11 protein-coding genes are annotated in these 12,725 nt (G+C 55.4%); 3 read left to right on the top strand and 8 right to left on the bottom strand.

Features of this window, described 5'->3' with window-relative positions; all coding sequences use genetic code 11:
• Positions 1-60: 60 nt before the first annotated feature.
• The 3 genes from rsuA to O1721_RS19150 all read left to right on the top strand — a co-directional run bounded on the left by rsuA (position 61) and on the right by O1721_RS19150 (position 2,604).
• Positions 61-768 carry a 16S rRNA pseudouridine(516) synthase RsuA gene (gene rsuA / locus O1721_RS19160; protein ID WP_017383401.1) on the top strand — a complete coding sequence of 236 codons (708 nt, stop codon included), beginning with the start codon at positions 61-63 and terminating at the stop codon, positions 766-768.
• Positions 769-783: 15 nt separating this feature from the next.
• A complete protein-coding gene (locus O1721_RS19155; protein WP_003859373.1) occupies positions 784-1,983 on the top strand; it encodes a Bcr/CflA family multidrug efflux MFS transporter in 1,200 nt (399 codons plus the stop codon).
• Positions 1,984-2,259: 276 nt separating this feature from the next.
• On the top strand, positions 2,260-2,604 hold the full coding sequence (locus tag O1721_RS19150) for a YejG family protein (protein WP_017383399.1): 345 nt from the start codon (positions 2,260-2,262) through the stop codon (positions 2,602-2,604).
• Between the two features lie 3 nt (positions 2,605-2,607).
• Here the strand turns inward: O1721_RS19150 and yejF are convergent, their stop codons facing one another.
• From yejF to O1721_RS19110, 8 genes are all read right to left on the bottom strand, one after another.
• A complete protein-coding gene (gene yejF / locus O1721_RS19145) occupies positions 2,608-4,197 on the bottom strand; it encodes a microcin C ABC transporter ATP-binding protein YejF (RefSeq protein ID WP_032648921.1) in 1,590 nt (529 codons plus the stop codon).
• Between the two features lies 1 nt (position 4,198).
• Positions 4,199-5,224 (bottom strand): microcin C ABC transporter permease, encoded by a 1,026-nt coding sequence (locus O1721_RS19140; RefSeq protein WP_017693033.1) that lies wholly within the window; start codon positions 5,222-5,224, stop codon positions 4,199-4,201.
• Positions 5,224-6,318, bottom strand: a complete 1,095-nt coding sequence (locus O1721_RS19135) for a microcin C ABC transporter permease YejB (protein WP_003859369.1) — start codon at positions 6,316-6,318, stop codon at positions 5,224-5,226. The genes O1721_RS19140 and O1721_RS19135 overlap by 1 nt, the downstream gene beginning before the upstream one ends.
• A gap of 9 nt (positions 6,319-6,327) precedes the next feature.
• Positions 6,328-8,133, bottom strand: a complete 1,806-nt coding sequence (locus tag O1721_RS19130) for an extracellular solute-binding protein (RefSeq protein WP_017383396.1) — start codon at positions 8,131-8,133, stop codon at positions 6,328-6,330.
• A gap of 75 nt (positions 8,134-8,208) precedes the next feature.
• Positions 8,209-9,762, bottom strand: coding sequence for a cyclic di-GMP phosphodiesterase (locus O1721_RS19125; RefSeq protein ID WP_017383395.1), 1,554 nt, complete (start codon positions 9,760-9,762; stop codon positions 8,209-8,211).
• Between the two features lie 127 nt (positions 9,763-9,889).
• On the bottom strand, positions 9,890-10,459 hold the full coding sequence (gene mepS, locus O1721_RS19120) for a bifunctional murein DD-endopeptidase/murein LD-carboxypeptidase (RefSeq protein ID WP_003859364.1): 570 nt from the start codon (positions 10,457-10,459) through the stop codon (positions 9,890-9,892).
• Between the two features lie 415 nt (positions 10,460-10,874).
• Complete coding sequence (locus tag O1721_RS19115) at positions 10,875-11,588, bottom strand: phosphatase PAP2 family protein (RefSeq protein WP_032648918.1); 714 nt, start codon at positions 11,586-11,588, stop codon at positions 10,875-10,877.
• 33 nt (positions 11,589-11,621) lie between these two features.
• Positions 11,622-12,608, bottom strand: coding sequence for a CobW family GTP-binding protein (locus O1721_RS19110; RefSeq protein WP_017383393.1), 987 nt, complete (start codon positions 12,606-12,608; stop codon positions 11,622-11,624).
• Between the last annotated feature and the right edge of the window lie 117 nt (positions 12,609-12,725).

Here is a 12,725-nt window from a genome sequence, read left to right as displayed (position 1 = left end):
ACTGCTTCTTTTTCGGACGCGTAGTCCGACTTCCAGCACCATTAAGGCTAAAAAGATTTCATGCGACTTGATAAGTTTATCGCTCAGCAACTCGGCGTAAGCCGCGCTATTGCCGGGCGTGAAATTCGCGCCAGCCGCGTAACCGTGGACGGCGACATTGTGAAAGACAGCGCTTTTAAACTCCAGCCTGAGCACCAGGTGGAGTATGACGGCAACCCGCTGACCCAGCAGAATGGCCCGCGCTACTTCATGCTCAACAAACCGGAAGGTTACGTCTGTTCAACGGACGATCCGGATCACCCGACGGTGCTCTATTTCCTCGACGAACCTGTGGCGCACAAGCTGCATGCGGCAGGGCGACTGGATATCGATACTACCGGCCTGGTGCTGATGACCGATGACGGCCAGTGGTCGCACCGCATCACCTCCCCGCGCCATCACTGTGAGAAAACCTATCGGGTGATGCTTGAGTCTCCGGTCTCGGATGACACGGCAGAGCAATTCGCGAAAGGCGTTCAGCTGCATAATGAGAAGGATCTGACCAAACCGGCGGTGCTGGAAATCCTCACCCCCACGGACGTCCGTCTGACCATCAGTGAAGGCCGCTACCATCAGGTGAAGCGGATGTTTGCCGCCGTGGGCAACCACGTTGTGGGGCTGCATCGTGAACGTATCGGCGCGATTGAACTCGATCCAGACCTGGCCCCAGGGGAATATCGCCCGCTGACGGAAGAAGAGATTGCCAGCGTCGGGCTGCCTTCACGCTAAATTCAGGAGAACCCTGTGACCACCAGGCCACACTCGTCGTTTAAAATTGTATTTATCCTTGGCCTGCTGGCCATGCTGATGCCGCTGTCTATCGATATGTATCTGCCCGCGCTGCCGGTGATTTCCGCGCAGTTTGGCGTACCGGCAGGCAGCGCGCAGATGACGCTCAGCACCTACATTCTTGGTTTTGCCCTCGGTCAGCTCTTTTATGGCCCAATGGCCGACAGCCTGGGGCGTAAACCGGTTATCCTGGGCGGGACATTGATATTTGCCGCGGCGGCGGTGGCTTGCGCGCTGGCGCAGAGTATCGATCAGCTGATTGTGATGCGCTTCTTCCATGGCCTGGCGGCGGCTGCGGCAAGCGTGGTGATTAACGCGCTGATGCGCGACGTCTACCCGAAGGAAGAGTTCTCACGCATGATGTCGTTCGTCATGCTGGTCACGACAATTGCGCCGCTGGTCGCCCCCATGGTGGGCGGGGCGGTCCTGGTGTGGTTCAGCTGGCATGCGATTTTCTGGATCCTGGCGATTGCCGCGCTGCTGGCCTCGGTGATGATCTTCGTCTTTATCGATGAAACGCTGCCGGTCGAGCGACGTCAGAAGTTCCACGTTCGCACCACGCTTGGCAACTTTGCCTCGCTGTTTCGCCATAAGCGTGTGCTCAGCTATATGCTGGCCAGCGGCTTCAGCTTTGCCGGAATGTTCTCGTTCCTGAGCGCGGGGCCGTTTGTGTACATCGAACTGAACCATGTGTCACCCCAGCATTTTGGTTACTACTTCGCGCTGAATATTGTGTTCCTGTTTGTGATGACCATTATCAACAGCCGCTTTGTCCGGCGGGTTGGGGCGTTGAATATGTTCCGCGCCGGGCTGTGGATCCAGTTCGTAATGGCTATCTGGCTGGTATTGAGCGCGTTACTGGGCGTCGGTTTCTGGGCGCTGGTGGTGGGGGTGGCGGCGTTTGTCGGCTGCGTGTCGATGGTTTCATCCAACGCGATGGCGGTGATCCTCGACGAATTTCCGCATATGGCGGGTACCGCCTCGTCGCTGGCAGGAACGTTCCGTTTCGGGATTGGCGCGATAGTCGGGGCGCTGCTCTCGACGGCGACGTTTAATACCGCCTGGCCGATGCTGTGGGCGATTGCCCTCTGCGCGACCTGCTCTATCCTCTTCTATCTTTACGCCAGCCGGCCGCGAAAGACGGCGCATAAATGACCACTTAAGGCCCGAGACGGGCCTTTTTGTTGACCCATATCAACCAACCCTCCGTTCGTTTACCCTGTGTTTGTTTCTTTTATGTAAAATCTATTTATGTAAAAAGTCACATCATTGTATTTAAAAAGGTTGAGTTAGATCGCAGAAACGGGTACATATAGCGCCGACGCGAGCCTGCAACGCCTATAAAATCCGCTAAACAGTGCAGGTTGGCGATGATGTGTTACTATAAATGTAAATAAATTGTGAAGTAAATTTGCTTCCGGGGATCTGAACGTGAATACATTACAACTCTCCATTGTCCATCGCTTGCCCCAGAGCTATCGCTGGTCGACGGGTTTTGCAGGTTCGAAAGTTGAACCGATTCCGCAAAGCGTTACCGGGGAGGATAATTGTCTGGTGGCGCTTAAGCTGCTCAGCCCGAGCGATGAAAATGCGTGGCCGGTCATGGAACGTCTCAGCCAGGCGCTGACGGACATCGAAGTGGACAGCTCCGTGCTGGAATGCGAAGGTGAGCCGTGCCTGTTTGTTAACAGCCAGGATGAGTTTGCCGCCACCTGTCGGCTGAAAAACTTCGGCGTGGCCATTGCCGAGCCGTTCTCTGGTCAATATCCTTTCTGAGTGTTAGTCAGCGGACAATAGCTGGCGCGTGTAATCCTGCGTCGGCGCGGTGAATACGCGCTGGCATTCTCCCTGCTCAACGACTTCTCCCTGCCGCAATACCACCACCTGATGGCAAAGCGCACGCACCACCTGTAAATCGTGGCTGATAAAGATATAGGCCAGCCGATGCTTTTCCTGTAGCCCCTTCAGCAGCGCCAGAATTTGCGCCTGCACGGTGCGGTCCAGGGAAGAGGTTGGCTCGTCCAGCACGATCAGCTCCGGTTTCAGGATCAGCGCGCGGGCAATCGCTATACGCTGGCGCTGTCCGCCGGAAAACTCAGCCGGATACCGGTGCCGGGTCTCGGGATCTAAACCCACTTCCGCCATCACCCGCATCACGTCGATTTCACGCTGTTGCGCCGTCATTGTCGGCTGGTGGACGCGCAGGCCCTCTTCAATAATCTGTAATACGCTCAGGCGCGGGTTAAGCGAAGAGTTTGGATCCTGAAATACCACCTGCATCCGCGGGCGCACGGGAAGCATCATCCGGCGATTCAGGTTTTGCAGCGGCATGCCGTCAAAAACAATGCTTCCCTGAGAGGCGATCAGGCGCAGCAGCGCCAGGCCGGTGGTGCTTTTGCCTGAACCGGACTCGCCCACAAGCCCAAGCGATTCGCCCGGACGCAGAGCGAAGCTCATGTCTTTCAGAACATGATTGTGATCGACCACGCGACGCAAAATGCCTTTGTGGATCGGGAATGACACCGACAGCCCCTCAACCCTCAGCAACGGCGCGCTGTCAGCGTTAAGCGGAACCGGGTCGCCAGCGGGTTCGCTATCGAGCAGGCGCTGTGTATACGGGTGCTGAGGCGCGCTCAGCAGGGCGGATGCCCGGTTCTGTTCCACGCAGCGGCCGTTTTGCATCACGGCCACCGTGTCAGCGAGCTTTTTCACGATGCTCAGGTTGTGCGTAATAAACAGCAGGCTCATGTTCAGCTCGTCGCGCAGTTCGCGCAGCAGTTGCAGAATTTGTGCCTGTACCGTGACGTCCAGCGCGGTAGTAGGTTCATCGGCAATCAGCAGTTCGGGGCGCGTGAGCAGGGCCATCGCAATCATCACGCGCTGGCGCTCGCCGCCGGAAAGCTGGTGCGGGAAATCGTTCAGCCGTTTCGCCGCATTACGGATACCGGTGCGTTCAAGGCAGTCCAGAATTTCACCCCGCGCTGCCTCTTTACGCATTCCCCGATGAAGTGACAGCACTTCATAGAGCTGTTTTTCCAGGGTATGCAGTGGGTTGAGCGACACCATCGGCTCCTGAAAAATCATGGCGATGTTGTTGCCACGAATGCCGCGCAGGGTTTGCTCGTCAGCGTTCAGCAGCGATTGTCCATGGAACAGAATATCCCCCTGCGGATAGCTGACCGGCGGGGAAGGGAGCAGGCGCAGCACCGACAGCGCCGAAACGCTCTTACCGGAGCCGGATTCCCCGACCAGCGCCAGCGTCTCTCCGCGCTGGATCTGCAACGATAAATCCGTCACCACCGTGCGTGATTCGCCCTGTTTTGAAAACGCAATCGACAGGTTCTCTATACTCAGAAGAGGCCGGGTCATGTCATACCGCCTTGTTGGGATCGAAGGCATCGCGCACGGCTTCGCCAATAAAAATCAGCAGGGAAAGGAGCACCGCCACGGAGAGGAATGCGGCGATGCCCAGCCAGGGGGCCTGGAGATTGTTTTTGCCCTGCAACAGCAGTTCGCCAAGGGACGGTGAGCCCAGCGGCAAACCGAAACCAAGAAAATCAAGCGACGTCAGGGTGGTAATGGAGCTGCACAAAATAAACGGCAGGAAGGTGAGGGTCGCCACCACAGCATTGGGAAGCATGTGGCGGAAGATGATTGCGCCATCGCTCACGCCTAACGCCTGCGCAGCGCGAATATAGTCGTAATTCCGCGTACGCAGAAACTCCGCGCGCACCACGCCGACCAGCGCCATCCAGCCGAACAGGACGGTGATCCCGAGCAGCCACCAGAAGCCAGGCTGTACCACGCTGGACAGCAGGATAATCAGAAACAGCGTCGGCATACCGGACCAGACTTCAATCACGCGCTGTCCCCATAAATCTATTTTACCCCCGTAATAGCCCTGCACGGCGCCCGCCACAACGCCCATTACGCTGCTAAAGAGCGTCAGCAGCAGCCCAAACAGGAGCGAGATGCGGGTGCCATAGAGAATGCGCGCCAGCACATCGCCGCCGTTGGCGTCCGTTCCCAGCCAGTTTTGCGCGGAAGGCGGCGAAGGGAAGGGGGTGGACGTGGCGAAGTTAATACTGTTCGCGCCAAAACGAATCGGCGCCCAGATAGCCCAGCCGTGCTGCGCTATCTGTTCACGTAACCAGGGATCTTGGTACTCGGCTGGCGTCGCAAACGGGCCGCCAAAATCGCTTTCGCTGTAGGTGGCCAGCACCGGTACATACCAGCGGTCTTTGAAATGCACCAGCAGGGGTTTATCGTTGGCAATCAGTTCCGAACACATACTTAAGGCGAACAGGACGGCGAAGATCCACAGCGACCAGTAGCCGCGACGGTTGTGGCGAAAGCGCGCCCAGCGGGCCTGATTGACGGGGCTTAAACGCGACATCAGCGACCCTCAAAATCGATACGGGGATCGACCAGCGTATAGCTGATATCGCTGATGATGTTCAGCAGCAGGCCGATCAGGGTGAAAATGTAGAGTGTGCCAAACATCACCGGATAATCACGGGAGACGGTGGCCTCATAGCCCAGCAGCCCTAATCCGTTGAGCGAGAACATCACCTCTATCAGCAGCGAGCCGGTAAAAAACATACTGATGAACGTGGCGGGGAAACCGGCAATCACCAGCAGCATGGCGTTACGAAAAACGTGCTTCCACATGATCTGCTTTTCACCGACACCCTTGGCGCGCGCGGTGACGACGTACTGTTTGCGGATCTCATCAAGAAAGGCGTTTTTGGTCAGCATCGTAAGCGCCGCAAATCCGCCGATGACCGTTGCCAGCACCGGAAGCGTGATGTGCCAGAAGTAATCGGTGATTTTCTGATACCACGGCAGGGTGCTGAAATCCGCAGAGACCAGCCCGCGCAGCGGGAAGAGGTCGAAATAACTGCCGCCGGCGAAAAAGACAATCAGCAGCACGGCAAACAGAAACGCCGGGATAGCGTAGCCGATGATAATGAATGTGCTGCTCCAGATATCGAAACGGCTACCGTTGTAGACCGCTTTTCGGATCCCCAGCGGAATGGAGACCAGATAAATAATCAGCGTCCCCCACAGTCCGAGCGTGATGGAAACCGGCAGGCTTTGTTTGATCAGGGTTAACACCGAGGCGCTGCGAAACAGGCTGTCGCCAAAATCGAAACGGACATAATCCCAGAGCATCCTGAAATAACGCTCGTGCAGCGGCTTGTCAAAACCATAGCGATGGGTGATCTCGGCGATCACCTCCGGATCCAGTCCGCGACCGCCCCGGTAGTGGCTTTCACTGATGTTGCCCACGCCCGTCCGGGCATGGCTGGCCCCCATTCCTTCACCGCCGCCGCCCGGCATGCCGCCAGCGTGACCAAATTCTATTGCCGCAATTGCCTGGTCCACCGGACCGCCGGGGGCGATCTGGACGATAAAAAAGTTAATGGTAATAATGGCCCACAGCGTCGGGATCACTAACAGCAGCCGGCGGATAAGATAAGCGCCCATCGTCACTCCTTAACGCCGCTCTGCGGGCAGTTTTGCGGCTTTATTCACGTCATACCACCAGGTGTCAAAGCCGAGGGTGTAGACCGGGCGAACGGCAGGCAGGGAGAATTTATCCCAGCGGGCCACGCGATCTTCGCCCATATACCACATCGGCAGCATGTAATAGTTCCAGGTTAAGACCCGATCGAGCGCGCGGCCAAGCGGCAGAAGCTTGTTCTTATCGCCCTGAGCGGCGACAATTTTTGCAATCAGCGCATCAATCACCGGGCTCTTTACGCCCGGGGCGTTGTAGGAGGAGTCGATATACCCCGATGCCCAGGAGATTTGCAGATCTGAACTTGGCCACGGCTGCGCGGCCCACAGGGTCTGCATCATGTCGTAATCGCGACTGCGCTTGCGGTTGGTTAACTGGGCCATATCGACCTGGCGGATATTCATGGTGACGCCAAGCCGGGCAAGGTTCTTCTTAAATGGCAGCACCCACTGATCGTTTGCGCCGGAGGCAATCAGCAGTTCGAAGCTGAGCGGTTTACCGGTTTGCACATTAACCCGTTGCCGATTTTTCAGCACCCAGCCAGCATCATCCAGCAGGTTGCTGGCTTTCAGCAGGTTGTCCCGGTCGAACCCGTTTCCGTCGGATTTGGGCGGTTCAAATACGCGGGTGAACACCTCCGGCGGGAGCTCCGCTTTCATTGGCGCCAGCAAAACCAGCTCGTCCGCGTGGGGATAATCACGGGCGGCATATTCAGTATTCTGGAAATAGCTGTTCGCCCGGCTGTAGGCTCCGTAAAACAGCGCTTTGTTCATCCATTCGAAATCAAACGCCAGGGTAATGGCTTCACGCACCCGACGATCGGAAAAAACCGGGCGCTGAATATTAAACGCCAGCCAGCGCGTGTCCTGCGCGGATTCGTTTTTGTGTTCGTCTTTAACGATATAGCCTTTCGCGAAATTTTTTCCGATATAGCGGGTCGCCCAATTTTTGGCGCTGTTCTCGACACGTAAATCAAACGCGCCCGCCTTAAATGCCTCGAAGGCCACGTTATCATCCAGGTAGTAGTCGTAGCGGATTGTATCGAAGTTCCAGCGGCCCCGGTTTACCGGCAGCGTGGCTGCCCAGTAATCTTTCACCCGGGAATAGATCACGTACTGGCCCATTCGCCAGTCGGTAATGCGATACGGCCCTCCGGCCAGCGGCGGGGTAGAGAGGGGATCGCTCAGCTTATGATTTTTCCAGAAGGATTCGGGCATGACGGGCAGGGAGAACAGGCTCAGCATATTCTCTTTGTTCGGCTCAGGGAGTTCGATTCGCACGGTCAGCGGGGCGATGGCTTTCACCGTGGTGCCCTTGTACACCAGACGAAACTGCGGCACGCCTTCGGTCATAAATTTATGAAAGGTGAATGCCACGTCACGGGCGCTAACCGGCGTACCGTCGTGAAAACGCGCCCGCGGATTAATCGCGATTTCTGCCCAGCTGAAATCATCGGCGTAACGCACGTTCTCAGCAACCAGGGGATAATAGCTGCCGGGCTCGTCGTCGGAGGTGACGAACAGCGTGTCATAGAGGGATTCGGTACGCGCTGCCGCCACGCCGCGCAGGGCAAAGCGGTTAAAGTTGTCAAACGTTCCCGTGGCGGAAAGCGTCACGTTTCCGCCTTTCGGGGCGGCGGGGTTAACGTAATCGTAGTGGTTAAAGTTAACCGCGTACTTCGGCTCGCCAATGACGGCAAAGGCCGTGCTCTCTTTGATGGTCTGCGCCTGGCTCGACAGGCTCACCAGCGCCAATAGCGTCAACACAACGCGCATAATCATAGTGCGGCGGATCCCTTTGTTCACAGGCAGGCTCGGTTGAACAGAATAATAAGGGACAGCGCCGTGATTGTGAAATTATTCCCCGAGCGTGATGTCGGGTTGCCACGTCCTGAACTGCTCCAGCGGCATCGGGCGGCCGATCCAGTAGCCCTGAAGATAGTTCACGCCATGCTCGCGCAGCCACGCCGCCTGCTCCGGCGTTTCAACACCCTCGGCAACGGTTAACATATTCAGGCGTTCTGCCAGCGTCAGCACCGCGTCAAGCACTGGCGAGGTGACGGTTTCAGTCCCGATGGCATTCACGAAGCCACGGTCAATTTTCAGGTAATCCATCGTGAAGCGTTCCAGATAGATCAGCGCGCTGTGGCCGGTGCCAAAATCATCGATGGCAATTTCAAAACCTTCTTCGTGCAGCCATTCGAATAGCTGATTAGCCTCGCGGTGGTTGATCATATCGCGCTCGGTTATTTCCAGCACAATCTGGAAGTGATCGGGTGGAAGGGCGGCGGCAAACGCGCGCATATCCTCTTTAAAGCTTTCAGCATGCAGATGCCCGGGCGCGATGTTGATCCCAAACTTGGCCCCAGGCGGGAGCACCGTTTGCAGGACAGGGGCATCGCGGATAATCAGGTCAAAAAGATGCAGCGTCAGCGGGACAATCAGCTTCTGCGCTTCAGCGAAATTAATAAAGGCATCCGGTGGAATTTCTCCCATCACCGGATGCTTCCAGCGCATCAGGACTTCCAGCCCGGTCATTTTGAGCGACTGCGCATCCACGACGGGTTGATAGACCACGTAAAACTGGTCGCGTTTGATGGCCGTTAGGATCTCTTTCCCCGGATTAAGACGGATAGTAAGAATATAGAAATTCAACAGGCCCGCCGCGATACCGCAGACCAGGCCGAAAAACAGGGCGTACAGCACTTCATCGGTCGTCCAGGCTTCCGCATAAACATGGATGGTCAGAGGCACATTTTTCAGCGTGGCGGTACGGACCGGGATATCAGGCAAATCACGCGCAGGGACCAGCGTTCCGGAATGGGTTGATAACGCATAATCGCCAATAATGATGGAAATACCGGCAAACTCATCCTGTCTTGAGGTGTAGAGGAGATAAGGAGTCAGGTTAAGATTAACGGAGGTAAATACACCGCCGTCCTTCACCAGTGGGTTGCGATACCAGATGGCAATCGCGGGCTTGTCCGGCATCATGGGGGTGCCCGGCAGGAGCGCCATATCAACCTGTTTATTGATGTGCAGTTCAGGAATAAGCGCTTGCAGGGGGACATTCATCGGGCCGGTGGCGGAAGAGCAGTAGGCGTTTTTATCCCTGACCAGCAAAAAAGCGCGCACGTTGATGCTAAAAGCCGCCCGGGAGGTCAGGGCGGCACTCACTTCCTCGCAGCTGTTCAGCGTGAGTGGCTGGAGCGTATCAATCGACATTTTGAGCTCATCGAAATAGCTCTCCATGTAGACGCTTAAATCGGTAATAAGGGTATCGAATCTGACGTCTCGCTTGTGATAACTCCAGTAAAACTGTAATGCTCCCAGGAGCAGGGCAGTGAATAACCCCGTAAGGAAACTGAGAAACAGAATCTTGCGGTTGCTGGAGAAGTAGCGGGTAAACATAGATGTCGTGATTCCTGAAATGCCGCTGGATAGTTATCAGTGTAACGGGCAAAAAAAAACACTGCCGGAGCAGTGCTTTTTTTATCGTATCGCCAGCCAAGGGATAACCAACGATACGACAGCAATATTAACTACGGCTCAGAACGCGGCGAGCTTCGTTGTAGCGCTTCTTCCAGTAAGGTTCGTTCATGCTGGAAATCGTCACACCACTGCTGGTGGAAGCATGGACAAACTGATCGTTACCGATATAGATGCCAACGTGTCGACCGGTTGAACCCGCTCTGAACAGGACTAAATCGCCCGTGCGCAGTTTAGTGCGCGAAATGGATTTGCCCATTTCCTGCTGTTCATAAGTAGAACGCGGAAGGTCTAACCCAAACTGTTCACGGAACGTACGCTGTACGAATGCGGAACAATCGATGCCTTTCTTGGTGCTGCCGCCCAGACGGTAACGCACGCCTTTCCAGTCAGCATACTGATCCATAATACGCGACTTAACATCGAGATTACGTACCATATTTTCAAATTCATCCTGAGAGGCTTGCAGTGAAGAGGAATCTTCCATTCCCACAACACGCGTCTCAGGATGCATATTCTTCGCGGTGTTCGTCGTACTACATGCCGAAAGCAGAACCGCCACTGCAATCGCCGGGATCCCCCGCAAGATATATCTCAAGATTGGTTGAGATTTGACCATTTTGTTTGTTTTCCCTTGAAGTCCTTAACGAAAATATCGTTATAAAATTGCCAACCGTGACGAGACTAATAATCTGTTCACAATGAGACAATTCTTTATGGTGAAAACTGTGGCTCAACGCACAAAATTATTCACCATGATAATAATTATCTCAGTGGGGCAAAACGAGTTCGAGGTTAACCGATTGCACGGGGTATTGCGAGCAAAAAAGTCCGTTTTTTTATAAGAAAATGTGATACACAAAGTTACAGCGCGGAATTGCTCAAAATGCCGCCATTCATATCGGTAATCCCTGCAATTGCTTCATTTTTATCACGAATTGTATGACGGGGTGATGACAGCGTTGAATGACGCCGAAAAGAAGTGACGCAGGGATCGAAAACGATCCCTGATGAATGGTGTTAATTTTCGTTATTTATTTGTTTCCAGCTTGTTTAAATTTGCCAGGAAGATAGCGATCAAAAATGCCTATTATGCGATCGCTGAGTGGGGTCATCAGCACCCACGGTAAACCAATTAACACCGCCGTGAGGGAGCCTACGGCGATATCTGTCAGCCAGTGAGCGCCAATCATCATCCGCGGGAATGCAAATACCACCACAATAACCAGGGCGATGGCGAAGGCTTTTTTACCAAAATAGCGCAGCATGAAGCCTGCAAAAATCAGCAGCATCATACCGTGGTCGCCCGGGAAACTGTCCTTCGAGGCATCTTTGGTTGGAATATGAAGCAGCTCGCTGACGCGGTTAATATTCGGGAAAAAGAGCGAAGGACTGGCGCGTTTAACCGGCATCAGATGCTGCGCCAGCTGGTTGATAATCACGGCCGTCAGCAGCATCACCAGGCCGATAATCAGAATACGGCGACGACCCGTTTTGTCTTCCTTCAGCCAGAAGGAGAGCATCAGACAGCCCATTGCCAGCAGCGAACAGCCGTCAAACGCGCGGTTGTTGGTGATCGCCACCAGCCACAGGAAGGCTTCACTCTTCGCCAGCGCCTGGTTAAAGAAGTGGAACAGCCCGGAATCCAGCGGGAACCAGAAACCGTGATCCGCCGGGATATACCAGGAGAAAAAGATCGCCAGGCCGGCAGCGTTGAGCAATAAAATAGCAGGAAGTCGAGTCGTCATAGTCTTCAGCAATGTGTGAAATCAGGGGCAACGTTAGCCGCCCAAACTTAAACGAAGCTTCAACAGGCTTGACTGGAGGGCATTCCAGTCGGTATTAACCGCACTAATTAACTCTATCCGGCTGTCGGGTGGCGCGACGTTCTGGGTTTCAATAAAGAAATCCTCGCCCTGACGGTTAATGCGCACCAGACCATCCGGAGTGCGCATGATCCCTTTTACCCGCTCAACCGGCGCCAGTCTCGCCCATTCCAGTATACCAATGGTGTCGAAAACCGTATCGGCATCGAAGATCCACCCGCAGGCCTGATGCCCCTGGCCGCTGTTCAGGTTGCGACGCCAGCGCTGATGCTCCGGCAGGCTCAGTGCAGCCAGGCCTTGCTTCGCGCCGTGGCTATGCGAATGCTCAGCGCTGGCAGGCAGTTGCGTCTGGTTTAGGCGGGGAAGGTCGAGCAGGGCGCCATCAATGTTGCCCTGGGTCGTCTGCACATACTGACGTCCACCGCCAGCCTGCTGCCACCAGGACTGGAACGCGGCCTGACTCTCAGCTGTCGCGCGATCGGATTTATTCGCCACGATAATATCTGCCGAGGCGAGCTGGTCGCGGAAATTGTCATTATTGATCGCTTTTTCATCCAGCAGCTGGCGGGGGTCGAGCAGGCAAAGCGTCGCACGCAGCTCAAGCCACGGCTCGTATACCGGGGCGGTCAGTAAATCAAGGATTTGCTTAGGATGACCCAGCCCGGTGGGCTCAATCAGCAGACGGTCCGGCTTGCCCTGACGCAGCAGCGTATTCAGCCCGACCTGCATCGGCAGACCATTCACGCAGCACATACACCCGCCCGGGATCTCTTTCACCATCGCGCCGCTGTCGGCGAGCAACGCGCCGTCGATCCCCACTTCGCCAAATTCGTTGACCAGCACGGCCCACTTTTCCGCCGGGTCTTTATTGGCCAGCAAATGCAGAATGGACGTAGTTTTACCGCTGCCGAGAAAACCGGTGATCAGGTTGGTTTTGGTCACGTGCGCTCCGATAAATAATTGTGATGTAGTAACAACTATCTATCATCCTGACGAAAAAATCGGGCATTGAGAAGAGGGAGGGCGAACGGAGCATAAAACCGTTCGCCTTAAACGCAA

This window comes from Enterobacter cloacae complex sp. HYC033_NIDB (genome assembly GCF_056673335.1).
The sequence above is the reverse complement of the archived record's forward strand: the minus strand, read 5'-3'. Positions and strand labels throughout refer to the sequence as shown.

Bases quoted from the DNA above. Each gene is read 5' to 3' on its own strand.
- rsuA (WP_017383401.1), top strand. From the start codon at position 61: ATGCGACTTGATAAGTTTATCGCTCAGCAACTCGGCGTAAGCCGCGCT.
- yejF (WP_032648921.1), bottom strand. From the start codon at position 4,197: ATGACCCGGCCTCTTCTGAGTATAGAGAACCTGTCGATTGCGTTTTCA.
- O1721_RS19140 (WP_017693033.1), bottom strand. From the start codon at position 5,224: ATGTCGCGTTTAAGCCCCGTCAATCAGGCCCGCTGGGCGCGCTTTCGC.
- O1721_RS19135 (WP_003859369.1), bottom strand. From the start codon at position 6,318: ATGGGCGCTTATCTTATCCGCCGGCTGCTGTTAGTGATCCCGACGCTG.
- O1721_RS19130 (WP_017383396.1), bottom strand. From the start codon at position 8,133: ATGATTATGCGCGTTGTGTTGACGCTATTGGCGCTGGTGAGCCTGTCG.
- O1721_RS19125 (WP_017383395.1), bottom strand. From the start codon at position 9,762: ATGTTTACCCGCTACTTCTCCAGCAACCGCAAGATTCTGTTTCTCAGT.
- mepS (WP_003859364.1), bottom strand. From the start codon at position 10,459: ATGGTCAAATCTCAACCAATCTTGAGATATATCTTGCGGGGGATCCCG.
- O1721_RS19115 (WP_032648918.1), bottom strand. From the start codon at position 11,588: ATGACGACTCGACTTCCTGCTATTTTATTGCTCAACGCTGCCGGCCTG.